The sequence below is a fragment of the Streptomyces sp. NPDC026062 genome, assembly GCF_055568375.1.
The window spans coordinates 33,183-54,283 of record NZ_JBVHOQ010000031.1 but is presented as its reverse complement, the minus strand read 5'-3'; the positions used below and the strand labels follow the sequence as shown (position 1 = coordinate 54,283).

At 70.4% G+C, this 21,101-nt stretch carries 23 protein-coding genes; 12 read left to right on the top strand and 11 right to left on the bottom strand.

Going from position 1 to position 21,101, the window contains the following annotated elements; translation table 11 throughout:
- Nucleotides 1–13: 13 nt before the first annotated feature.
- The 4 genes from ACZ4LX_RS26080 (at nt 14) to ACZ4LX_RS26065 (ending at nt 3,916) form a co-directional block, all read left to right on the top strand.
- Nucleotides 14–769 (top strand): SDR family oxidoreductase, encoded by a 756-nt coding sequence (locus tag ACZ4LX_RS26080; RefSeq protein ID WP_467638525.1) that lies wholly within the window; start codon nt 14–16, stop codon nt 767–769.
- Between the two features lie 118 nt (nt 770–887).
- Nucleotides 888–2,468 (top strand): ABC transporter substrate-binding protein, encoded by a 1,581-nt coding sequence (locus tag ACZ4LX_RS26075; protein WP_467638522.1) that lies wholly within the window; start codon nt 888–890, stop codon nt 2,466–2,468.
- Nucleotides 2,469–2,584: 116 nt separating this feature from the next.
- Nucleotides 2,585–3,268, top strand: coding sequence for a uracil-DNA glycosylase (locus tag ACZ4LX_RS26070; RefSeq protein ID WP_467638520.1), 684 nt, complete (start codon nt 2,585–2,587; stop codon nt 3,266–3,268).
- A gap of 162 nt (nt 3,269–3,430) precedes the next feature.
- Nucleotides 3,431–3,916, top strand: a complete 486-nt coding sequence (locus ACZ4LX_RS26065; RefSeq protein ID WP_467638517.1) for a hypothetical protein — start codon at nt 3,431–3,433, stop codon at nt 3,914–3,916.
- A gap of 97 nt (nt 3,917–4,013) precedes the next feature.
- On the opposite strand, the gene ACZ4LX_RS26060 is transcribed toward ACZ4LX_RS26065, so the two are convergent.
- A complete protein-coding gene (locus tag ACZ4LX_RS26060; protein ID WP_467638514.1) occupies nt 4,014–4,463 on the bottom strand; it encodes a hypothetical protein in 450 nt (149 codons plus the stop codon).
- A gap of 421 nt (nt 4,464–4,884) precedes the next feature.
- Here ACZ4LX_RS26060 and ACZ4LX_RS26055 point away from each other — a divergent pair, with 421 nt between their 5' ends.
- Together ACZ4LX_RS26055 and ACZ4LX_RS26050 are read left to right on the top strand one after the other, a co-directional pair.
- The gene (locus ACZ4LX_RS26055; protein ID WP_467638511.1) at nt 4,885–5,784 is read left to right on the top strand and encodes a Gfo/Idh/MocA family protein; all 900 of its coding nucleotides are present in this window, start codon (nt 4,885–4,887) and stop codon (nt 5,782–5,784) included.
- Between the two features lie 109 nt (nt 5,785–5,893).
- The gene (locus ACZ4LX_RS26050; RefSeq protein ID WP_467638508.1) at nt 5,894–6,250 is read left to right on the top strand and encodes a hypothetical protein; all 357 of its coding nucleotides are present in this window, start codon (nt 5,894–5,896) and stop codon (nt 6,248–6,250) included.
- A 99-nt stretch (nt 6,251–6,349) separates the two neighbouring features.
- On the opposite strand, the gene lnt is transcribed toward ACZ4LX_RS26050, so the two are convergent.
- The 3 genes from lnt to ACZ4LX_RS26035 all read right to left on the bottom strand — a co-directional run bounded on the left by lnt (nt 6,350) and on the right by ACZ4LX_RS26035 (nt 9,631).
- Nucleotides 6,350–8,002, bottom strand: a complete 1,653-nt coding sequence (lnt, locus tag ACZ4LX_RS26045) for an apolipoprotein N-acyltransferase (RefSeq protein WP_467638505.1) — start codon at nt 8,000–8,002, stop codon at nt 6,350–6,352.
- A gap of 145 nt (nt 8,003–8,147) precedes the next feature.
- Entirely contained in the window at nt 8,148–8,645 is a 498-nt protein-coding gene (locus tag ACZ4LX_RS26040) for a nuclear transport factor 2 family protein (protein WP_467638502.1), read from the bottom strand.
- Between the two features lie 119 nt (nt 8,646–8,764).
- The gene (locus ACZ4LX_RS26035; protein WP_467638499.1) at nt 8,765–9,631 is read right to left on the bottom strand and encodes a universal stress protein; all 867 of its coding nucleotides are present in this window, start codon (nt 9,629–9,631) and stop codon (nt 8,765–8,767) included.
- A 194-nt stretch (nt 9,632–9,825) separates the two neighbouring features.
- On the opposite strand from ACZ4LX_RS26035, the gene ACZ4LX_RS26030 reads away from it, so the two are divergent.
- The 3 genes from ACZ4LX_RS26030 to ACZ4LX_RS26020 all read left to right on the top strand — a co-directional run bounded on the left by ACZ4LX_RS26030 (nt 9,826) and on the right by ACZ4LX_RS26020 (nt 11,241).
- The gene (locus tag ACZ4LX_RS26030) at nt 9,826–10,212 is read left to right on the top strand and encodes a hypothetical protein (protein ID WP_467638496.1); all 387 of its coding nucleotides are present in this window, start codon (nt 9,826–9,828) and stop codon (nt 10,210–10,212) included.
- A 36-nt stretch (nt 10,213–10,248) separates the two neighbouring features.
- The gene (locus tag ACZ4LX_RS26025; RefSeq protein WP_467638493.1) at nt 10,249–10,869 is read left to right on the top strand and encodes a flavin reductase family protein; all 621 of its coding nucleotides are present in this window, start codon (nt 10,249–10,251) and stop codon (nt 10,867–10,869) included.
- 213 nt (nt 10,870–11,082) lie between these two features.
- Nucleotides 11,083–11,241: a hypothetical protein gene (locus ACZ4LX_RS26020; protein WP_467638490.1), complete on the top strand. Its 159-nt coding sequence runs from the start codon at nt 11,083–11,085 to the stop codon at nt 11,239–11,241.
- Nucleotides 11,242–11,363: 122 nt separating this feature from the next.
- Here ACZ4LX_RS26020 and ACZ4LX_RS26015 read toward each other — a convergent pair whose 3' ends face one another.
- The 4 genes from ACZ4LX_RS26015 to ACZ4LX_RS26000 form a co-directional block, all read right to left on the bottom strand.
- Nucleotides 11,364–11,588: a hypothetical protein gene (locus ACZ4LX_RS26015; protein ID WP_326734886.1), complete on the bottom strand. Its 225-nt coding sequence runs from the start codon at nt 11,586–11,588 to the stop codon at nt 11,364–11,366.
- A gap of 254 nt (nt 11,589–11,842) precedes the next feature.
- Entirely contained in the window at nt 11,843–12,499 is a 657-nt protein-coding gene (locus ACZ4LX_RS26010) for a class I SAM-dependent methyltransferase (protein ID WP_467638487.1), read from the bottom strand.
- 195 nt (nt 12,500–12,694) lie between these two features.
- Complete coding sequence (locus ACZ4LX_RS26005) at nt 12,695–14,746, bottom strand: pentapeptide repeat-containing protein (RefSeq protein WP_467638484.1); 2,052 nt, start codon at nt 14,744–14,746, stop codon at nt 12,695–12,697.
- 531 nt (nt 14,747–15,277) lie between these two features.
- The gene (locus tag ACZ4LX_RS26000) at nt 15,278–15,853 is read right to left on the bottom strand and encodes a TetR/AcrR family transcriptional regulator (RefSeq protein WP_467638481.1); all 576 of its coding nucleotides are present in this window, start codon (nt 15,851–15,853) and stop codon (nt 15,278–15,280) included.
- 63 nt (nt 15,854–15,916) lie between these two features.
- Here ACZ4LX_RS26000 and ACZ4LX_RS25995 point away from each other — a divergent pair, with 63 nt between their 5' ends.
- On the top strand, nt 15,917–16,420 hold the full coding sequence (locus ACZ4LX_RS25995) for a hypothetical protein (protein ID WP_467638479.1): 504 nt from the start codon (nt 15,917–15,919) through the stop codon (nt 16,418–16,420).
- 198 nt (nt 16,421–16,618) lie between these two features.
- Here ACZ4LX_RS25995 and ACZ4LX_RS25990 read toward each other — a convergent pair whose 3' ends face one another.
- A complete protein-coding gene (locus ACZ4LX_RS25990) occupies nt 16,619–16,918 on the bottom strand; it encodes a hypothetical protein (protein ID WP_467638476.1) in 300 nt (99 codons plus the stop codon).
- A gap of 404 nt (nt 16,919–17,322) precedes the next feature.
- Between ACZ4LX_RS25990 and ACZ4LX_RS25985 the strand changes: the two genes are divergently transcribed.
- Nucleotides 17,323–18,237 carry a hypothetical protein gene (locus ACZ4LX_RS25985; protein ID WP_467638472.1) on the top strand — a complete coding sequence of 305 codons (915 nt, stop codon included), beginning with the start codon at nt 17,323–17,325 and terminating at the stop codon, nt 18,235–18,237.
- A gap of 208 nt (nt 18,238–18,445) precedes the next feature.
- On the opposite strand, the gene ACZ4LX_RS25980 is transcribed toward ACZ4LX_RS25985, so the two are convergent.
- The gene (locus ACZ4LX_RS25980; RefSeq protein ID WP_467638469.1) at nt 18,446–19,318 is read right to left on the bottom strand and encodes an undecaprenyl-diphosphate phosphatase; all 873 of its coding nucleotides are present in this window, start codon (nt 19,316–19,318) and stop codon (nt 18,446–18,448) included.
- 181 nt (nt 19,319–19,499) lie between these two features.
- On the bottom strand, nt 19,500–20,213 hold the full coding sequence (locus ACZ4LX_RS25975) for a TVP38/TMEM64 family protein (RefSeq protein WP_467638466.1): 714 nt from the start codon (nt 20,211–20,213) through the stop codon (nt 19,500–19,502).
- Nucleotides 20,214–20,262: 49 nt separating this feature from the next.
- On the opposite strand from ACZ4LX_RS25975, the gene ACZ4LX_RS25970 reads away from it, so the two are divergent.
- A complete protein-coding gene (locus ACZ4LX_RS25970) occupies nt 20,263–21,003 on the top strand; it encodes a DNA alkylation repair protein (protein ID WP_467638463.1) in 741 nt (246 codons plus the stop codon).
- The last annotated feature ends 98 nt before the right edge of the window (nt 21,004–21,101 follow it).

Genomic DNA, 21,101 nt, shown 5'->3' with positions numbered 1-21,101 from the left:
GGCTGCGGACATCATGACTGTGCAGGACAGTGGCAAGGTCGCGCTGATCACCGGGGCGAGCCGGGGCATCGGCTACGGCATCGCCGAGGCGTTCGTCGCGCGAGGCGACCGGGTGTGCATCACCGGACGGGGTGAGGACGCGCTGAAGGAGGCCGTCGAAAAGCTCGGCTCCGACCGGGTCATCGCCGTCGCGGGCAAGGCGCACGACGAGGCGCACCGGGTGGTAGCCGTGGAGCGCACCATGGAGGCGTTCGGCCGGGTCGACTTCCTGGTCAACAACGCCGGTACCAACCCGGTCTTCGGGCCGATCGCCGAACTCGACCTCAATGTGGCCCGCAAGGTCTTCGAGACGAACGTGATCTCGGCGCTCGGCTTCGCGCAGCAGACCTGGAAGGCCTGGCAGAAGGAGAACGGCGGCGCGATCGTCAACATCGCCTCCGTCGCCGGCGTCTCCGCCTCGCCGTTCATCGGCGCGTACGGCATGAGCAAGGCGGCGATGGTCAACCTGACCCTTCAGCTGGCGCACGAGTTCGCGCCGGTCGTCCGGGTCAACTCGATCGCCCCCGCGGTCGTGAAGACCAAGTTCGCCCAGGCGCTGTACGAGGGCCGTGAGGCGGAGGCGGCCGCCGCCTACCCGCTCGGCAGGCTCGGCGTCCCGGCGGACATCGGCGGGGCCGCGGCCTTCCTCACGTCGGGCCAGTCCGACTGGATCACCGGGCAGACCCTCGTCGTCGACGGCGGGATCTTCCTGAATGCCGGCGTGGGCTGAGATCGGCCTGCGCCGGTTTGGCCCTGATTGACTCAAGTGCCCCGCCAGGCCAGCTGATTGACCTGGTGGGGCACTGCGGTATGGTCTGCCGACCCATGGCTGATCGAGGAGCGTGCGCGTGTTCTACCGGGCCAGTCTGCAGGCTGCTGCAGCCCTTGCTTCCCTGTCTCTGCTGGCCGGTTGTGGTCTGCTCCCCGGCGACGGTTCGAAAGTGGACCAGAAGCTGGCGGTCGGGACCACGAGTGAGCCTTCCACACTCGACCCCGCTGCGGCCTGGGACAACTCCTGGGAGCTGATGCGCAATGTGTTCCAGACTCTCGTGAGCCTCCCCACCGGCAGTACGAGCCCGCAGCCCGACGCCGCGGACAACTGCAGGTTCACCGACACGACCAGCACCGCGTACCGCTGCGAACTGCGCAAGGGGCTGAAGTTCTCCAACGGCGAGACCCTCGACGCCGAGGCGGTGAAGTACTCCATCGACCGGATCAGCACGCTCGCAGTCAAGGGCGGCCCGATCGGGATGCTCGGCTCTCTCGACCGGGTGGAGACCAAGGGCGACGACGTCGTCATCTTCCACCTGGTCAAACCGGACGCCACCTTCCCGTTCGTGCTGACCACCCCCGCCATGTCGCTCGTGGCGCCCGGCGAGTACTCGAAGAACAAGGTCCGCAACGACGGCAAGGTGACCGGGTCCGGTCCCTACCTGCTGGACCAGTACAAGCCGGGCGACCGCTCCGTGCTGGTGCGCAACCCCCACTACAAGGGCTTCGCCGATCGCAAGAACGACGCGGTGACCATCCGGTACTTCAAGGACTCCGCCGACCTGGTCCCGGCCCTCAAGAAGGGGGACATCGACTTCACCTACCGGGGCCTGTCCGCCGAGCAGGTCGTCGGTCTTGAGGACAACAAGGACAAGAAGAGCGATCTCCAGATCGTCGAGTCGGTCGGCGCGGACATCCGCTTCCTCGTCTTCAACCCGAACGACCCGGCCGCCGGGAAGCCGGCCGTACGGCGCGCGATAGCCCAGCTCGTGGACCGTGACGCACTCGTGGCCAAGGTCTACCAGGGCACCGCCGAGCCGCTCTACTCCATGGTGCCCAAGGGCATCGCGGCACACACGACCAGCTTCTTCGACACGTTCGGCGATCCGGACGCGAAGAAGGCCAAGAAGATCCTCACGGACGCCGGTATCACCAAGCCCGTCGCGATGACGTTCTGGTTCACCACCGACCGTTACGGATCCTCGACCGCGCCCGAGTTCGCCGAGCTCAAGCGCCAGCTGGAATCCTCCGGGCTCTTCCGGATCACGTTGAAGAGCAGGCCCTGGAAGACCTTCCAGGAGGGCTTCACCAAGGGGCAGTACCCCGTCTTCGGCCGAGGATGGTTCCCCGACTTCCCGGACCCCGACAACTTCATCGCCCCGTTCGTGGGCAAGGACAGTGTCACGGGCACGCCGTACCTGAAGACCGAGATCACCAAGGAACTGCTGCCCCAGACGCGCAAGGAGAGCGACCGCGGCGCGGTCAGCAAGCAGTTCGAACGGGCCCAGAAGATCCTCGTCGACGACGTCCGGCTGCTGCCGCTGTGGCAGGGCAAGCTCTATGTGGCCGCGGGCGAGGACATCGGCGGCGGCGAGCGCGCCCTGGACCCGCAGACCGTCATGCAGATGTGGGAGATGTACCGCAAGGCCAGCTGGTAGGCGCCCCGGGGGCCCGGCCGCGCGCCGCGGCCCCTGTGGGAGTCGAGGAGTCCGCTGTCAGTGGCTCCCGGTAGGTTCTGGGATCAAGAACCGATTGTTTACCGGAGGTTGTTGACGTGACCGACACCTACGCGCTGCCCGAGTCCTGGCGCGGCGTCCTCGGCGAAGAGCTGGAGAAGCCCTACTTCAGGGAACTCACCGAATTCGTCGAGAAGGAGCGGGCCGACGGACCGGTCTATCCGCCCCGGGAGCAGGTGTTCGCGGCCCTGGAGGCGACTCCGTACGACAAGGTGAAGGTCCTGGTCCTCGGCCAGGACCCGTACCACGGCGAGGGCCAGGGCCACGGTCTGTGCTTCTCCGTCCGGCCCGGTGTGAAGACGCCGCCGTCGCTGCGCAACATCTACAAGGAGATGAAGGAGGAGCTCGGCCTGCCGGTGCCGGACAACGGATATCTGATGCCGTGGGCCGAGCAGGGCGTGCTCCTCCTCAACGCGGTGCTGACCGTGCGCGCGGGCGAGGCCAATTCGCACAAGGGCAAGGGCTGGGAGAAGGTCACCGACGCCGTGATCCGTGCCGTTGCCTCACGGCCCGACCCGGCGGTCTTCGTGCTCTGGGGCAACTACGCGCAGAAGAAGCTCCCACTGATCGACGAGGAGCGCCATGTCGTGGTGAAGGGCGCGCACCCTTCACCGCTCTCGGCGAAGAAGTTCTTCGGCTCGCGCCCGTTCACACAGATCAACGAGGCGGTCGCGGCGCAGGGGCACCAGCCCATCGACTGGCGCATCCCCGACCTGGGGTGAAGGCTCGCCCGAGTGCGCGTGCACGCTGCCGCGGCTGGCGTCGAATCGGATGTAACCGGATGGAACCGGCAGAAACTGCCATGATCCATAAGGAATCATCCGGAGTGGGTCGGCATCGGCCGATCGGCCGGGCGCGGGCGGACAGGTGCGAGGGAGACCGTAGTGACGGAGCAGCAGGAGGCGTCGCCGGACGTCGTCATGACCAGAATCGGCCAGGCGATCATGCTGCTCCACGGCGGCGACCGCGAGGAGGCCCGCAACCGCTTCGGCGCGCTCTGGGAGGAGATCGGTGCGGGGGGTGACGCGTTGCACCGGGTCACCCTCGCGCACTACATGGCCGACACCCAGGACGACCCCGTCGACGAACTGGTCTGGGATCTGCGGGCCCTTACGGCCGCGGAGGCACTGACGGCCGAGCGTGCGCCGCAGCACCGGGACACACTCGCGGTGCGTGCGTTCCGCCCCTCGCTGCACCTCAGCCTCGCAGCGGACTATGTGAGGCTCCGGCGCCCCGCAGCCGCCCGGTTCCATCTGGACCGGGCGCGAGAGGCTTCGGGCGTCCTCGCGGAGGACGGTGCGGACGACGGGTACGGCGGAGGTGTCCGGGCCGCCATCGGCCGCCTTGAGCTGCGGTTGCGGGAGCTCTGACCTCCCGGCCGGCCACAGGCGTGCGGGGGAGTCCGGGAAACGGCGGCCCGCCCCCGCAGGGCCACCCGACGCCGGCCGCCCTGCGCGGGGCCGCCGCTCAGTGGCCGTACGCGTCGTCGCAGATCCGCGACTGCGGACTGCCCGCCGGCCAGTGCCCGTACCCCCGGCCCAAGGCGCATACGTCGGCTCCGGTCACCGGTACGGGCAGAGCCGGGACGGGGACGTGGACGGGCGGCGCGGTCCGGCGCGGCTCCGGGCGGGCCTGACCGGGATGGTGCTGCTGCGGGGGCCGCGGCCCGCCGTCCAGGGCTGCGGGGGGCGACGGGGCCGCCCTGCGGGAGGCCGGGGGCGAGGGCTTCGGATCCGGCAGCGCTTCCAGTGTGTCGCGTACCGGAGGCCGGATGATCTGCGGGTCCAGCTCCTGGGCCGGCCGGCTGCTCTCAGGGTGTGCCGGCGCGCTCGGCGACGGTTGTACGGACACGCACCCGGACAGGGCCGTGACAGCCACGCCGACGAGGAGCTTCACGGTGGTTCTGGTTCGATGCACCTGATCAACTCTGCGGTGCGGAGGCGCTGTCGGGCGAGCAGGGGAGCCCGGATTGGCTCGCACGAGTGACCCGGTCAGCGTGGTGCCCCGCGTGTCGCCGGTCTCCGGCCGCCAGCCTTCTCGTAGGCGCCTCCGGTGGCTCCGGCCCGCTCGTACGCGTCCCCGGCCGATGCGGCCCGCCTCTTCCTCGGCGGCTGCCGCGTAACGGACTTCCCGATGCCCTCGGCGTTCCGGTCGGGCACGGGTCGGTCCCGGGTACGTTCGACGGCATCGCCGACCGGCCGCCCGCGCAGCACCCGTATGCTGCCCGGACGAAGGACGCGCAGGTCCGGCCGGGGCGCTCCCACCGGGAAAACCGCGACGTGCGGCCATGACGAGGAAGACCGCGACGTGCGGCACTGAACAGTGAGAAGGAGACCACGTGAAGGTCGGCTGCATCGGGCTCGGCGACATCGCGCAGAAGGCGTACCTGCCGGTACTCACCGCCCTGCCTGGGGTCGAACTGCATCTGCAGACCCGCACGCCCGCCACCCTGGCCTCGGTGGCAGCCGCCCACCGCATCCCGGCCGGGCAGTGCCACACCGACCTCGACTCCCTGCTCGCCCAGGGCCTGGACGCGGCGTTCGTCCACGCTCCGACCGCCGTGCACCCCGAGATCACCGGCCGGCTGCTCGAAGCGGGCGTCCCCACCTACGTCGACAAGCCGCTGGCCTACGAACTCGACGAGTCCGAGCGCCTGGTGGAGCTCGCCGAAGCACACGGCGTCTCCCTCGCGGTCGGCTTCAACCGGCGGGTGGCACCCGGCTACGCGCAGTGCGTCGAGCACCCGCGCGAGCTGATCCTCATGCAGAAGAACCGGGTCGGTCTGCCGGAGGAGCCGAGGACCATGGTTCTCGACGACTTCATCCACGTCGTCGACACACTGCGCTTCCTGGCTCCCGGACCCATTGAGCAGACCGTCGTCCGGGCCAGGATCCGTGACGGCCTGATGCACCACGTCGTGCTCCAGCTGTCCGGCGACGGCTTCACCGCCATCGGGGCGATGAACCGGCTCAGCGGCTCGACCGAGGAACGGCTCGAGGTCTCGGGCCAGGACTCCAAGCGCGAAGTGCTCAACCTCGCCGAGGTGATCGACCACAAGGGCCAGCCGAGCGTGCGGCGGCGCGGTGACTGGGTGCCGGTGGCCCGGCAGCGCGGCATTGAGCAGAGCGTCCTGGCGTTCCTGGACGCCGTGCGGACAGGAACGCTGCTGAGCGCCCGGGACGCTCTTCAGACGCACGAACTGTGCGAGCGCGTCCTGCGGGACATCGACTGCGCGTAGCACCCGCGTCCGGTGGGCCGCCGACGGTACCGGCGGGGGCTCCGGATGCGCACGGACCGGCCCCGATGCAGGCTGGGTGGATGGACCACCGGCCCGTGGAGGTGACCTGGTGAAGCCCCACCGTGAGCCACCGGGCTGGGGTGCCCTCCAGCCCCCTCCCGGCTACTACTCGGCCGACGGGCGTCCGCCCGACGCCATGCAGCGTGCCCTGATCCTCGACTGGGCGGTCAACCAGCGGATCGCCGGCGGCTGGCGGGTGGAGTCCCGCTCCGAGACTCAGGTCGTCATGGTCCGGGGCCGGCTGCCGAACCATGTGCTGCACGCCGTTCTGACGGCCTTCACCTGCTTCCTCTGGGCCCCGGTGTGGCTGGTTCTCGGTGTGACCGGCAAGGTCGAACGGGTCGCACTCACGGTCGACGCCATGGGCGACATCGTCACGGTGCATGGACCGGGCCGCACCGCCTGAGACCCTCCAGGAATCGGACCGCCAGGGCACCGGACCGCCCGCGCGCCGGACTCGCCATGCCCGCGCGCCGGACTCACTGAGGTGCGGACTCCGCCGGACTCACTGAGGTACGGACTCCGCCGGAGGCCCGGCAGCGGTGGGGCCGGAGCCCACCGGCGCCGCACCACCGGCCGGGACCACCGAGGCCACCTCGCCCACCGGCCCCGCCGGACCACGCCCGCGCACGGACCGTACGCCCTCGAAGGCGCAGAAGGCGGCCAGCACACCAAGCGCCCCGTACAGCGGCCAGTCGCCCAGCCGCACATACAGCGTCGTGCCCCGGGCCAGCGGCACGTCGTACACCGCCGCCCCGCTCGTGTCCGTACCGAGCGGAGCCCCTGCGCGCTGCCCCTGAGGGCCGTACACCGCGCTGACGCCCGTGAGGGTGGCGTGCACCATCGGGCGGCCGTTCTCGGCCGCCCGCAGCGCGCCGAGCGAGGCGTGCTGGGCGGGCGCCCAGCTGTGCTGGAACGAGGACGTGGACGACTGGGCGATCAGCAGCCGGGCGCCGTCACGGGTCAGCCGCCGGCTCATGTCGGGGAAGGCGGACTCGAAGCACACGAGGGGACCGATCCGCAGGCCGTGCGCGCCGGGCAGTGTCATGGTCACCGGACCCGTACCGCGCAGGCGGTCCTCGCCCGCCGCCTTGCCCATCGAGGTGGCCCACCCGAGCGCCGAGCGGGCCGGGACGTACTCGCCGAAGGGGACCAGACGCATCTTGTCGTAGCGGTCCCCGGTCAGACCCTGCGGACCCACCAGCACAGCGCTCTTGAAGATTCCGGTCCGGCCCGACGCATCGGTCTGCCGGGCATCCACGTTCACCAGCACATCCGCGCCCACCAGGCGCGACAGCGCGGCAAGCCGGGCGGTGACATCGGGCCGCCGCACCGGATCGACGCCGACGCTGCTCTCACCCCACACGACCAGGTCGAGATCCTGGCCCGCAAGCGAACGCGTCAGCTCCTCGCTGCGCGCGAAGCGGTTCCGTACGCTGCCGGGCCCCTCGATGACGCCGGGCTGTACGACGGCGATCCGGGCGGTCCCGGCGCGCTCCGGCCGCGGCGCCCACACCCACACCGAGCCCACGGCCACGGCTGCCACCACGAGCGCGACAACAGCCGTCGCACGGGCGGCGGGGCCCGTGAGCAGCAGGACGAACGCCGTGTTCACCGCGACCACGAGCAGGCTCACCAGCCAGACCCCGCCCACCGACGCAAGCCGGAGCGCCGGCGGTACCTGCCACTGGCTCGCGCCGAGCAGCCCCCAGGGGCCGCCGAGCCCCTCCCAGGAGCGGACCGCCTCGATCATCAGCCAGCCGCACGGAACCAGGGCCACGGCTGCCACGACCCCGCTGCCGGAGACCGTCCCTCGCAGCAGCCGGCCCGCCAACAGCCCCCACGGGGCCCACAGAAGACCGAGCAGGGCCGCCAGCACCACGATGAACACATGCAGGCTCGGCATCAGCCAGTGGTGCACCGCCAGCATGTAACCGGTCCCGCCGAGCCAGCCGTCGAGCGCCGCCCTGCGCCCCGTACCGGCGGACCGGATCAGCAGCAGCAACGGGACCAGGGCGACGCAGGCCAGCCACCACAGCCCCGGCGCGGGGAACGCGAGAGCCGGCAGCGCTCCGGCCAGGAGCGCGGCGCCTCCGCGCCCGGGGGCCGAGCCGAGTATCCGGTTGCCCCGACCGCGCCACCCAGCCCCGCTCGGCATGCCGCGCCTCCTCGTCCTGCCAGGTGGCAGGCATCATCCTTGAATCCGTTCCCCTGTTGTTCCCCCAGTGTGGGGCAGTGGAAGCAAGTCGGCGCGGATCATGGCGCATCACGGGCGGATCACCGCGGGCGGACTGCCGGGCGGATCACCGGGCGCCGAGGGCGCCCGACAGGCTTCGCCACTTCTCGTGGACCGTCACGCCCTGGATCCGCCATCCGGCGGCGGTACGGAGCAGCTCGAAGGCATACCGCCCGCCCGAGACGAAGTTGGGCGCGGTCTCACCGTCCGAGGCACCCGCACCCCCGTCCGGTCCGCTCACGAGCCGCATCGGGTTCGTGTAGTCGGCCTGCACGCGGGCACGGTCGCCCGGATAGCCGCCGAGATCCTGAAGGTCCAGGCGGCGGTTGACTATCAGGTGCTGCCGTACGGGGAAGAGCAGCATGGTCTCCGAGAGCCATTGCGCAACCTCGGCGGCGGCACCCTCGATGCCGCCGGCGGTGCGGTAGTCGGCACGCCCCTCCTTGGTGAACAGGGCCCGGTAGTCCTGCCACGCACCGTCGTCCACCGCCACCGCGTAGCCGGTGATCACTGCATCGATGGAGAGCCGGTCCATCACGGTCGAGAGATCCACGCGCTGCGTCATCGGGTCAGTGTGGGCCCACGGGCGGCAGGGGCCAAGGGCCGTGCAGCCCCTGGCGGGCCAGGAGGGGCAGGAACCGGCCGCCGAAGGGCCCGGCGGCCGGGCGGGGGCCGTGCGGCGGCTCAGCAGGGCACCACGGCCACCGGACCGAGCGCGTGCGTGAGCGTCGTCTGCGCCACCGGGGAGAGACCGAGCCCGAGGGATTCGCCGCCCTTGCGCCTGCCGATCACCGTCAGGGCAGCGGTCGCCGACGCGGTCACCAAGGTGCGTGACGCGGAGCCGTTGACGGGCTCCTTCATGACCTCGACCTGCGGATACCTCTCGCGCCAGCCCGCCGTCAGCTCGGCCAGCGAACGCTCGGCGGCGTCGGCCGCCGCGTCCCGGTCGAAGACGGGGCCGCCGGAGAGCATCGACGAGAACATCGTCCAGCCGTGCACGATCCGCAGCCGCGCGCCGGGACGAGCCGTCGCCGTCTCGAACGCGAACTCCAGCACCGCCTCGCTGCTCTCGTCCGCGGCCACCCCGGCGACGACGTCCCGGCAGGACTCCTCGGCGCCCGCGCCCGGCTCCTCGTCCGGCTGCCCGCCGTTGACGACGACCACGGGGCAAGCGGCCATCGAGGCGGTCGCCAGGCTGTTGGAGCCCAGCATCAGTGAGCGGAACCCGCCGAGTCCACGTGATCCGAGCACCACCAGCGACGCGTCACGACTGAGCGAGACCAGCGCTGCCGACGGGAAGTCGAGCGGTGCGAGGGTCGTGGGACGCAGTCCGGGAGCGACCTGGTTCACGCGGCGTACGGACCGGTCGAGGAGCTCCCGCGCCTCACGCTCCTGAGCCTCCTGGCCGGTACGCCGGGTCAGGAGGCGGACATGCACGACCATCAGGGGAAGCCCCCGCCCGGCCGCCTCACGGGCCGCCCAGTCCAGCGCGTCGCGGCTGTGCGTGGACCCGTCGACCGCGGCGATCACGGGAAGACCGGAACTGGTCATGCGTGCCTCCGGTGGTGCGGTGGTACCTGCTCCGGGCCCGTCCGTCCGCGTGGCGCTGCGGCGCCCTGCCCCGTCGGGCCCCGCCTCGTACGCTACGGCCGGTCGGCCGCCACCGCAGGGCCTGGCCCCGGCACGGCGGACCGGCCGGGGCCGTTGTCCTCGTCGGCCGGTGCGCCTGCACCTATGCTCGCGGGATGGAGCAGAGCGAAGTCGTGAAACGTGTGATCGGCATCCTCACCGAAGCGGGCGAGATGCGCCGCCTCTTGGAGGAGAACCCGGACCGTGACGACCCCAGCACCGATTCGACCGTGGTGACCGCGCTTCTCAACGAGACGATGCCGCGGATCGCGATCCCCGAGAACGCCACGATCGAGGACGTGGTGGTGCTGGTCGGCAGGGAGGTCGGCGGCGCGGTGGAGCAACTCGTCGGCGCGTTCACTCTGGCGTTCGCGATGCTGGCGCAGGTGCACGACTCCGGGCAGACGGACGTGTCCTCCGCCGACGTGCTCCAGGACCTCGCCCTGCGGGCCGAGCAGTTCGGTTCGGAAGGACAGGGAGGACCGGGGGACCCGGAGGCGTAGGAAGGAGCGGGAGGGCCGGACGCCATACTCGGCGTCATGCGCATCGACTTCGATCCCGGGACCACCGATACCGGCGCGTTCTACCGGCTGCTCACCGCCGTGGTCGTCCCCCGGCCCATCGCATGGGTCTCCACCGTCACCCCCGACGGCGAGACGGCCAACCTGGCCCCCCACTCCTTCTTCACGATCGCCTGCGTCACCCCGCCCGTCGTGCAGTTCACCTCGGTGGGACGCAAGGACACGCTGCTCAACATCGAGACGACCGGCTCCTTCGTGGTCAACTTCGCCCCGGAACACCTCTTCGAGCAGATCAATGCCACGGCGACCGACTTCCCGCGCGGAATAAGCGAGTTCGAGGCCGTGGGTGTCGAGCGGGAACCCAGCCTGCGGGTGAAGCCGCCGCGCGTGGCGGGCTCACCCGTCGCGCTGGAATGCGAACTGCACAGCACGGTCCTGCTCGGCGACTCCACCGTCGTGTTCGGCCGCGTGGTGCACGCCGCGGTCGACGAGGCCGTCATGACGGGCGGCCATCCGGAGATCGCCGCGCTGCGCCCGCTGACCCGGCTCGGCAAGGACGAGTGGGGAACCCTGGGGGGCGTACGGGAGATCTCCCGCGTCCCGTACACCCGGTGGCAGGAGGACCGCGAGGTGCGCTGACGCGGCTGTGCAGGCGAATGACGGGCGGGACCGGGCGACGGTGCCGACCGCCGGGGCCGGGACAGCGGATACTCTCAGCATGCCTCGTCGGATACCGGTGCCCTGGTGGGTGTGGGACCGGGACGGTGCCACACACCCCGTTGCCGCCGCGGTCCGAGGACCGGACGGTGCCTCGGGGCCCTCAGAAGCAACTGCGAAGCAACAGGAGACCCGATGGCTGAAACCCCGCCCCGCCAGGTTCAGCGGCGCTCGGACGAGAGCGCGGCGGGCTCGGCGTCCGAGGCCCCGGGCCGAGTCGAGGCCGTGCCGACACCGCGCTACCAGGGGCTGTTCGTCGAGCCCGATCTTCCGCCCTTCGTCGAGGCCGACTGACACCACCCGCTCAGAGGCCGGTGCTGCCCCCGTGCCCGCTCCGGCGGGTACGGGGGCAGCACCGTGTCCGGGGCCGGACAGCCCCGGGGTGCGGACGCACCGTCTGCCGGGGTGGCGGCCGTTCAGGCCGCTGCGAAGTCGTGGGCGGCGGCACCCTGCCACTCGACGAGCGACGGGGTGTCGAGGGCTCGTGCCGGGTCCGCCATTCCGGCGTCGGCGAGGAACACGATGACGTCGTGATCGCTGTGGGCGAGCCCGAGCCTCTCCTCGCGGCCGGCGAGGTGCACGGTGACGAGCCGCGCGCCGGAGGGTGTGGGCCGGTGGATCACAATCGGGGGAGTAGCCATACATCCAGCCTGGCCCCGTGCGCGCCGGCCCGCATCCGGTTCGGGTGCGGGGGCGGGGCGGGGGCGGGGAAACGGCCCGGACCCGCCCGCGTACGGCACCGGCCCGGGACTGCGTAAGGCACTGAGTACGGAACTGCGTACCGCACCGGACCGCATCGCCCCACGGGTGGTGCCGGGACCCGGGACGGACCCCTTGGGCGGGCCGGCTCGTCCGCCCGGTACCCGCCCCTCACATGCCCGGCGCGCCGGCTGGGTCAGCGCCGGCGCCAGACCAGCGTGTAGCGCCAGAAGAGCCGCCGCCGCAGGCGTGCACCCGGCAGTTCGTGCCGGGCTTCGCCGACGATGGCCGCGAAGTTCATGGTTGCCGGCCGGGTCGGGGCAGTCATCGAGGCCGGACGCGGTGAAGTGCGGCCCTTGGTCCTGATCCATGCCATGGCGACATTCGACGGAATGGCGAGGGCTTCGATCAGGTGGTCGCTCGGGGACCGAGGACGGTAGAGGCCGATGACCACCAGGGTTCCGCCGGGTGCCAGGTGTTGCCGGAAGCGGGCGACGGCGTCGCTGAACGGCAGGTGGTGGAGGGTGGCGACACAGGTGATGACGTCGTAGGGGCCGGGAGGTATGTCGTTCAGCGCGTCTCCGACGGCGAAGGTCACCCGGGCCTCGGCGGGGGTGAGCTCACGCGCGCGGGCGACGATGGCGGCGTCGGCATCGATGCCGTGCACCGCTTCGGCCCGTGAGGCAAGGAGCCTGGCCAGGTCACCGCTGCCCGAGCCGATGTCCAGTGCGCTGTCGAAGCGTCTCGGGAGCCGTCGCAGGATCAGCCGGTGGTAGTGGGCGTTGTGATCCCAGGGATGGGCGGCGTGGAACCGTTCAAGTGCGCGCAGGACGCGGGGCAGTGGTGACTTCACGGTGTGAGTCCATCAGACGCCGCTCCTCCGGAGCACCGTGGAACCCGGTGACGGCGATGACACCGTCAGCGGACTGAGCCCGGAGGCTCGCGGAGGCGCATCCGGAATCCGTAAGTGGCCCTTGCCCATGCGCCATCGGCCATCGGGCGTGAGCGGGCCTCCTTGAGGTACCGCGCAGCTCCGGAGTGCGCCGGGTCAGCGTTTGATACGGCTGCGCAGGGCGAGGACGGCAAGGGCGAGCAGCACGGGCTCGGTGAAACGGCTGACCATCTCCGTGTACGTGCCCCAGGTGGTGAGGTCCTGGCCGCTGGCCCGGAACACGACAGAGTTCAGGACCACCTGAACCGCCTTGTCGGCCCGTTCCCCGGTGAAGCGGTCTCCGGCAGGCAGCGTCAGCCGGGGGTCCTCCCTGTCCACCGTCAGCGTCACCCGCCCACCACCAGGAGGGACCGTGCCCGTGGCGACCTGCCGCGGCGAGGAGTCGGGCAGACCGAGAGCCATCATCAGCACGACGGTGACCGCCACGGCGGCGAGCAGCCAGCCGAGCGCTCGCGAGGCACGTAAGCCGTATCCGGAGAGCAGCCAGTATCCCCACAGCAGGAACCGTTCGCCGGCGGTGGTATCGACGTGGTCGTGCCGGCGCATTTCCATCTCGCCGTAGTAGAAGTCGGCCGCGCCCGGTTCGTTCTTGGCATCCTCGAACGCCTTGCGCAGCTGCCGGTAGAGAGCGGCCACGTCCTCCGGGTCGGGGGTGAGGGCAGGGTCGGGATGGTGCGGACCGGGGTGCCAGTCCCGGGGAGACGGCGGACGCTGAGTCGTGGGGGCGGGTTGGCCGGCCGTCTGCGCGCGCCAGTGGTGCTCCTCGGCCAGGGTGCGCCGGCGGCTCCAGCGATGCGGCCGTACGAGGTGGCGGCGATGGAGGCCGGCGGGGGTCGAAGCGAAGGTGCAGCGGCCTTCCAGCCGGAGCTGGTCCAGATGGAACGCCCCGGCGAACAGGCACCCGGCCAGGTCGGTGTCGGCCAGTACCAGGTGCGCGGCGTCCACCCCGCGCACGGAAGTCACCCGCACTCCTGTCGGGCCTGCCAGGAGGCGTTCCACCACGGCCGTACCGGAGTCGGTGACGAACGGGGCTGGATGGGCGGTGACCGAGACAGGGAACTGCAGCACCGCATGGCTGAGGTCCACGCTCGCGTACCGCAGACGCAAGGTCGCTGTGGATTCCCAACGAGTCCTCTCGCAGTCCAGTTTCCGTGCGGCTATCTCCAGCGTCACGGGAACGTCGAAAACAGCTCCGGACAGGTCGACCTTGCCCGCGCACACCACCGGGCCGAAGCGAGGCAGCTCGGAGAATCGGACGGCTGGGAAGAGTGCCTGGCCGGAGAAGTGGTTGTTCGTGAACGAGACGCCGGTGGAGAACTGTGCCGCGGTGAAGCAGGCGTCGCCGGTGAACTCTGCGTCGTCGAACCAGGTGTTGCCGTTGAACTGCGCATCATGAAAGTGGGCGTCTCCGGAGAATCGCGTGCCCTTGAAAAGGGTGACGCCGGAGAATTGTGAGGCGCTGAAGTGAGCCGGGCCGGTGAACTGCGCGTAGTCGAACGAAGCGGCGTCGGAGAAGTGGGCTGAGTCGAACGTGGCGGTACCGGAGAAGCGTGCCCGAGTGAAGCGGGCATCGCCTTGGATTCGGGTGTCGGTGAACCAGGTGCTGCCGGATGACTCTGCATCGTGGAACGAGATTCCGCCGGAGACCCGGACCTTGCAGAAATTAGCTCCTGCGGCCATGTGGGCGCCGTCAAAAATTGCGCTTCCGGTGATCTGTGCCTCGTCGAAGTCGGCGCCTGCGAAGAATTGAGCCTGACTGAAATTGGCGCCGCTGCGGAAACTTGCCCCGACGAAGTCGGCAGCTCCGGAGAATTGCGTGTCGTTGAATTGTGCGACGTCGGCGAACTGTGCCCCGCGAAAGTGCGCCCTGCCGAAACGAGACATCTCGGCCGCCGGATCGTGGAGGGCTCGGCGAAGGGCGTCGAGGAGCGGCCCGGTGAACGCCGTGTCCCGGTGGTCGATGTCGGCGCCGGGGGCCAGGCTCGCGAGATAGGCGTCGCGGCCGGCGTCGGCGATGTGCGCCAGGCATCGGGTGTGACCCGGAACAAGTGTGCCGGAGCACCCCAGGAACCCGGCCCCGAGGTTCGCGTCGTAGCCGCAGATCTGTCCCGGCAACGGGGCCGGGTCCGGAGCCGGTGTGGGGCTCATTTCGGCAACTCCCGAGGTGCGTCGAATCATGAGGGGCAGGAGGGGCCTCTCCGACCGTCGAGCCCCGGGTGGCGCAGCCTAGGAGCGCGTCTCGGCAACCGGCAACCCGCCTGCTTCGTACGCTCTTTCGTGCGGGACGTTCCCGGGGCGGCCGGAACGAGGAAGCCGGCTAAGGGCTGTCCCGCAATACCTGGCGGGCGCACGACGACAGCTACGGCACCTCGCCGCGTTGTCGGAACGCCCGAATACATCCAGTATGCGGGCGCCCCTCCGCCTTGCGATGCACCGCATCTGACGCCGCGCGCTGATCCACCAGGTATTGCGGGACAGCCCTTACGGCCGCGTTCCCACCGCCGCTGTCCGCGCCGTCTTCGGTGACAGTGGCGCCCGGCTCGCCGGCACCTGGCACGGGCCGGAGCGTGCGTCATGGCGGAGCAACTGACGGCCGGTGAGGTGCCGAATGCGCCGGCAGCCGAGGGTGTGACGGCGAGACAGGCCGCAGACCTCAGGGTGTGTCCGGAGGATCAGGCCTCAGCGCCCTTGCCCGTATTCGATGGGCGTGCGGGTCGGCAGACCGCGCAGGAGGGTGTCCAGATACAGGTCGAACCTCGGCGCCGGGTTGCCGAGGCCCGGGTCGCCGGCGGTCGCGCCCAGCCACTGCACCACCCCGAGCCCGAACACGTACCAGCTCTGCTCGGCCTGTTCCTCGTCGGCGCCGGCCGCCCGGAATGCCGCGACGACCTTTCCTTTCAACCGCCCGAAGGACGTCGCGTGACGACGGTGTGGACGGGCGACATGAGCGGCGTACCCGGGCACGGACAGGAACTCGTCGTGCATCGCCCATGCGAGCCGTGCCAGCCACTGGCGCCAGTCGTCGGGACCCGGTTCCTCCGCGGGCAGCACCCGTTCCACCATGACCTCGCTGACCAGGTCGAGCACCCCGTTTCGATCGGGGACCCAGCGATACAGGGACGAGTGCGAGACGCCGAGTCTGGTCGCCAGTTCCCGCATGGTCAGCGTTGCCACGTCCCCCTGGAGCGCGGCCTCGACGATCCGCTCGTGGCTCAGGCGCGGGGGCCGCCCAGGGCCGGTTCCGGTCTGCTTCATCGCGGCAAGACTATGCGAACCTCATTAGTGACCAATGGTCGCTAATGAGGTTAGGCTCTCCCCATGAAGATGGATGTGCACCAGATGGACGCGACCGGGCTGCCCATGGCCGAGGCTCAGGAACTCGTCCTTCGTGAATTGCGGAGGCTCACCGAGCGGGCCCGGCCCTTCGCGGCCGTCCTGCTGATGCCCGCCCCGCCGCAACAGCCCGGTGGCCCGCCCGCCACCAACCGGATCCGCGCCCTCAAGGAGATCCGTCCCGGGCTCACGGCCCACTGCCGCGGCCTTGCTTTCGTTGCACCGGCGGAGATCCCCGCCGAGCGGACCAAGGCGATTCACAGCGGGGCCACACTCTGGGGCTGCCCGACGACCGCCACCCAGGACGTGGCCGAGGCCCGGTCTTGGGCGCGGAGCCGCCTCACCGGAAACGCCGAGGCCCCGCGAGCCGTCATTCCTCCCGGCCGGGACGGGCAGAAACCGGCCCGGCGTCAGGGCCTGTCCGGCCGTTGTCGTGGTGCGGGGTTCATGACGGCTCGTGGTCCGTTCACCGGCGGCACGGCCTGGTGACGGGAGCCTCGTCGGCCTCGTCGCGGGAGGGCTGTTGCGGCGGTAGGGGCACGCCTTGCCGCCGCCGACAGGCTGGTGGCCTCCGCCAACGCGATCGGCGGAGGCCACCGGGCTCCCTGCGTGCACCGTGCTCATCCGGGGTACGTCACCCCGGATGAGGCCCCGACAGCACCTGAACGATGCCGGCCGATATCGGGCTCAGCAGTGCCTGGTCAGCTTCACGCCGAAGGTGTTGGCCATTTTGGGAGTCGTCTCGAAGGCCTTCGCCTGACCGTTCGCGTTGTACACGACCGGGGTGCCGGAGAATGTGAACGTCACACGCACGAAGCAATCGTCGCCATCGTCGAGGTCGGTCAGGACTCCTGAGACCATCGACCAGGTATGGGTACCGACCGGCGCCGAGCACCTCGTGTATTTGACCTTGCCCCAGGACGTCTGGGTCGTCTTTGCCTTGCCGCACTTGTAGCTTCCGGCCGTGGCGGGTGCTGCCGTTGCCACGGACAGACCTGCTACCGCGACAGCGGTGCTGCCGAGGAGCGCGATTGAGCGTCGCAGACTCGTCATAACAATCCCCCGAGTGTTGTGGATGGACCTGCGCCCATCAGTCTGCCGCAATCTTTGCCCCTTTATGGCCTGGATTTGGGAATCCGAAGGGTCCGGGCTCCGGTCCGCCGTCGGCGTTGTGCCGGAACGACGCTTTCCGCACAGGGATCGGACGCCCGCCATCTGGCGTCCATGTACGGACACGGTTCGCCGTCTGTCCTCGCACCTCGGCCCATTCCCATGTATGCGGGGAGCGGACCGAGCCGGTCACAGGCGTGCGAAGCTCAGGGGACCGTCCCCGCGCGTACCACCCGGGGCTGCCGCGTTGCCGATGTTGCGCCATGGAGAGTGCTGATCTGATGGACCGGACCTTGTATGCCGAGAGCTTCGTCGAGCGCCGTGACGGTGAGGCACCTGAGACCCTGCGGTGGCTCTCCGGGATGTACAGGGCCGCCGCGGCGCGGCTGGAGAAGCTGGAGCGGGAGGCAGAGTACAGATATCCGGGGGTCTTCGAGCGCCTGGACGCGGAACGTGCGGCAGCCGAGGGCGCTCTCCCCTCGTGGTGCTGGCTTCCGGTGGCCCGGGTCCAAGAGGTGCTGGCGCACTACCGCACCGGCCACGGCACGGGTGCCGAAGGCACCTTCCCGTCAGCACGGAGTTCGGTCGATGCCACGCGGCTGGCGTCGATCGGGGCCTGGCGGGCCGCAGGGCGGCACATGGTCCACCCGGACGACGCGCTCATCGCCTGGCCGCCGGAGGAAACCTGCGAAGCGGGTGACCAGTTGCCCGCCGGACTGCCCGGGCGGTGGCCTCTCTTCGGCCTGTACGTGGTCTTTCTGTCCCCGAACCCGGCTGTCCAGGCCGAGGGAGGCTTTCTGCACCTGGAGTGGGACGAGCAAGAGCAGCAGGCCGTATTGCGCGTCATGCCCGACACGGAGCCGGTTGCCGAACTGGATCGGCTGGATACCCAGTCGCTCCACCTGGTGGGCGAGACAATTCTTGAGGCGGCCCGCGGGACTGCTCGCGCCGCCGGGCCGGACACGCTCCGTACTCCGGTCTCGGGTGGTGGCCCGGACTGGGCAGCGGCACGCCTGGCAGGACAGAGCCGGTTCTGGGTACGGGCAGCTGGCAAGCTGACCTCGCCACAGGTCGCCTTCACGGACGCCGCACAGGTCCTGGATCGCGCCCCGGGGGCCCTGTGGCCCCCCGAACAGGCGGAGACGAAGGGACGAAGGGCGCCTCTGCTGTGGCTGGCGGTCGCGGCACCCGCGTAGTCCTGTGTGGAGGTGCTGACCGGCCCGCGCACGGACAATCGCGCGGGCCGGCCACCCCCGCAGTGGCTGCTTCCGAAGAGCCTGACCAGGTGCTGCGTGTGGGGGGTATTCCGCATCCCCAGTGGGAGACAAGTGGGAGATGATCATGGCGTGGTGCTGCAATCAGGCACTGGGAAGTGCTGGACAGCGCTGCCTGTGCGGCCCGGTCTCAGCCGCCGGATTCACCCGCGTGCGGGCTCAGAGCCCCCGCGCCGACCAGGATGAACAGCAGAATGCCCAGCGCGATGCGGTAGATCACGAACGGCATGAAGCTCTTGGTGGTGATGAACTTCATGAACCAGGCGATGACCGCGTACCCCACGCCGAACGCGATGAAGGTCGCGAAGATCGTCGGGCCCCATGAAACATGGCCCTCGCCCGCGTCCTTGAGCTCGAAGACGCCGGAGGCGAGCACCGCCGGAATGGCGAGCAGGAACGAGTAACGTGCCGCCGCCTCGCGGGTGTATCCCATCAGCAGACCACCGCTGATCGTTGCGCCCGACCGGGAGACGCCCGGGATCAGGGCCATCGCCTGGCAGAAGCCGAAGATCAGGCCGTCCTTGACGCCGAGCTCCTTGAGCGACTTGCGCTCCTTGATGGCCCGGTGCTTGCCGCCGGCCTCGTCGCGTGCGGCAAGGCGGTCGGCGATGCCGAGGACGATGCCCATCACGATCAGGGTGGTGGCGATCAGGCGCAGATCGCGGAACGGTCCCTCGATCTGGTCCTTGAACGTCACACCGAGCACGCCGATGGGAATCGAGCCGACGATGACCAGCCAGCCCATCTGCGCGTCGTGGTCACTGCGCATCGAACGGTTCGTCAGCGACCTGAACCACGCCGAGACGATGCGGACGATGTCCTTGCGGAAGTAGATGAGGACCGCGGCCTCCGTGCCGATCTGGGTGATCGCGGTGAACGCCGCGCCAGGATCGTGCCAGCCGGCGAACGCCGCGGTGAGCCGCAGATGTGCGCTGGAGGAGATCGGCAGGAACTCGGTCAGTCCTTGAACGAGGCCGAGGACGAACGATTCGAACCAGCTCATGGGGGTTGGGCCATCCCGGAGTGATCATGCATCGGCCGACGGCGTGGAGCCGTCGGCGGCGTGCGGATTGCGGTCGTGCGATACCAGGGCCGCACCGGGCCCGGAGATCGTCAGTCGGTCGCGGGCAGCGTATCGCTCCCGGATGAACACGGCGACGACTGCCCCCGCGCAGCAAGCCCCGTCACCCCGCGCCCAGCCGGTGGCGGCGGCGCCAGGCGACCACGGCCCCGCCCGCGCCGGTCAGCACGATGAAGCCCATCGCGGCCAGGAAGGCAGGCGAGGTCGGAGAGGAGGCCGAGCTTCCCGCCACGACGTACGCGGCCGTGTTCGGGATCGACCCGAGACCGGTCGCGACGAGGAACGGCGGATACCCCATGCGCGAGACGGCGGCGCAGTAGTTGGCGGCGGCGAACGGCACCCCGGGGAACAGCCGCAGCGCCAGCATCGAGCGGAATCCGTGCCGGCTCAGCTGACCGTCCGCCGCCCGCATCCAGCGCCCGCGCAGCAGCGTACGCAGCGCCTCCTGCCCCAGGACCCGGCCGAGCATGAACGAGATACCCGCGCCCAGCACCGTTCCCCCCAGCGCAGCCGCCAGTCCCGCCTGTGAGCCGAACAGCGCACCGGCGGCGAGATTGAGCAGCGGTCTCGGCACGAAGGCCACCGTGCAGGCGCCGTACGCGAGACCGAAGAGCACGACCGCGACGGCCCCGCCGCTCAGCTCGGCCGGCCAGCCGGCGGCCAGCAGCCGCTGGGGTTCCAGGAGCAGCATCGCGGTCGCCGCGGCCAGCAGCACCGCTACGAGCAGGGAGAGCCGGGACCAGGGCGACAGCAGCACCCGCGTGCAGCGCACGGCGAGGCCGGCCGAGGGCCGGGTGGCGGGGACGGGGTCGAGCATTCGGGGAGAGTAACCGACACCGCGGTGTGATCGCCGTAATGTGACCGTGATGAGCCATGGAGCCGAACCCGTCGGGAAGAGCGCGGAACCGGGACCCGGCCTGCCCCGCAGCGCGCTCGCCGACACGGTGCTGGAGCGGCTGACCCTGCTGTACCCCACGGCCGCCGACCCTGTGCGCGCCCGCTCGGCCGCCGCGTACATGAAGCACGTCGCGCCGTTCCTCGGCATTCCCGCTCCCCGGCGCCGGGAGCTGTCCCGTGCCGTCCTCGAAGGCACCGCGCGCCCCGGCGAGAACGACTGCGCGGCGATCGCGCTGCGCTGCTGGGCGCTGCCCGAGCGGGAGTACCACTACTTCGCCGCCGACTACCTGCGCCGCCATGCCGCACGCTGTTCATCCGGATTCATCCCTGTATTGCGGCACCTTGTCACCCACGTCTCCTGGTGGGACACCGTCGATGCCCTGGCGGCCCATGTCGCGGGACCGCTGGTCGCCGCCGATCCGGAACTCCGGACGGTCATGGACGAGTGGATCGAGGACGACTGCCTCTGGACCGTCCGCACCGCCCTGCTGCACCAGCTCCGCTACCGGGAGGCCACCGACACACGCCGGCTCTTCGCGTACTGCCTGCGCCGTGCGGAGCACCCCGACTTCTTCATCCGCAAGGCGATCGGCTGGTCCCTGCGGGAGTACTCCAAGACGGACCCGCGGGCCGTCCGGGACTTCGTCGAGGAAGCCGGGGACCGGCTGTCGCCGCTGTCCGTACGCGAGGCCACCAAGCACCTCCGGTGAGGGCCTGGGCCCAATCCCCGTACCGGCAGGAGAAATTCGCTCGACGGGCAGGCGGCCGTCGGACATGATCGAGCCATGTTCCGGTACGCCTTCCTCGC

Bases quoted from the DNA above. Each gene is read 5' to 3' on its own strand.
- ACZ4LX_RS26080 (WP_467638525.1), top strand. From the start codon at position 14: ATGACTGTGCAGGACAGTGGCAAGGTCGCGCTGATCACCGGGGCGAGC.
- lnt (WP_467638505.1), bottom strand. From the start codon at position 8,002: ATGCCGAGCGGGGCTGGGTGGCGCGGTCGGGGCAACCGGATACTCGGC.
- ACZ4LX_RS26040 (WP_467638502.1), bottom strand. From the start codon at position 8,645: ATGACGCAGCGCGTGGATCTCTCGACCGTGATGGACCGGCTCTCCATC.
- ACZ4LX_RS26035 (WP_467638499.1), bottom strand. From the start codon at position 9,631: ATGACCAGTTCCGGTCTTCCCGTGATCGCCGCGGTCGACGGGTCCACG.
- ACZ4LX_RS26030 (WP_467638496.1), top strand. From the start codon at position 9,826: ATGGAGCAGAGCGAAGTCGTGAAACGTGTGATCGGCATCCTCACCGAA.
- ACZ4LX_RS26025 (WP_467638493.1), top strand. From the start codon at position 10,249: ATGCGCATCGACTTCGATCCCGGGACCACCGATACCGGCGCGTTCTAC.
- ACZ4LX_RS26020 (WP_467638490.1), top strand. From the start codon at position 11,083: ATGGCTGAAACCCCGCCCCGCCAGGTTCAGCGGCGCTCGGACGAGAGC.
- ACZ4LX_RS26015 (WP_326734886.1), bottom strand. From the start codon at position 11,588: ATGGCTACTCCCCCGATTGTGATCCACCGGCCCACACCCTCCGGCGCG.
- ACZ4LX_RS26005 (WP_467638484.1), bottom strand. From the start codon at position 14,746: ATGAGCCCCACACCGGCTCCGGACCCGGCCCCGTTGCCGGGACAGATC.
- ACZ4LX_RS26000 (WP_467638481.1), bottom strand. From the start codon at position 15,853: ATGAAGCAGACCGGAACCGGCCCTGGGCGGCCCCCGCGCCTGAGCCAC.
- ACZ4LX_RS25995 (WP_467638479.1), top strand. From the start codon at position 15,917: ATGAAGATGGATGTGCACCAGATGGACGCGACCGGGCTGCCCATGGCC.
- ACZ4LX_RS25985 (WP_467638472.1), top strand. From the start codon at position 17,323: ATGGACCGGACCTTGTATGCCGAGAGCTTCGTCGAGCGCCGTGACGGT.
- ACZ4LX_RS25980 (WP_467638469.1), bottom strand. From the start codon at position 19,318: ATGAGCTGGTTCGAATCGTTCGTCCTCGGCCTCGTTCAAGGACTGACC.
- ACZ4LX_RS25975 (WP_467638466.1), bottom strand. From the start codon at position 20,213: ATGCTCGACCCCGTCCCCGCCACCCGGCCCTCGGCCGGCCTCGCCGTG.
- ACZ4LX_RS25970 (WP_467638463.1), top strand. From the start codon at position 20,263: ATGAGCCATGGAGCCGAACCCGTCGGGAAGAGCGCGGAACCGGGACCC.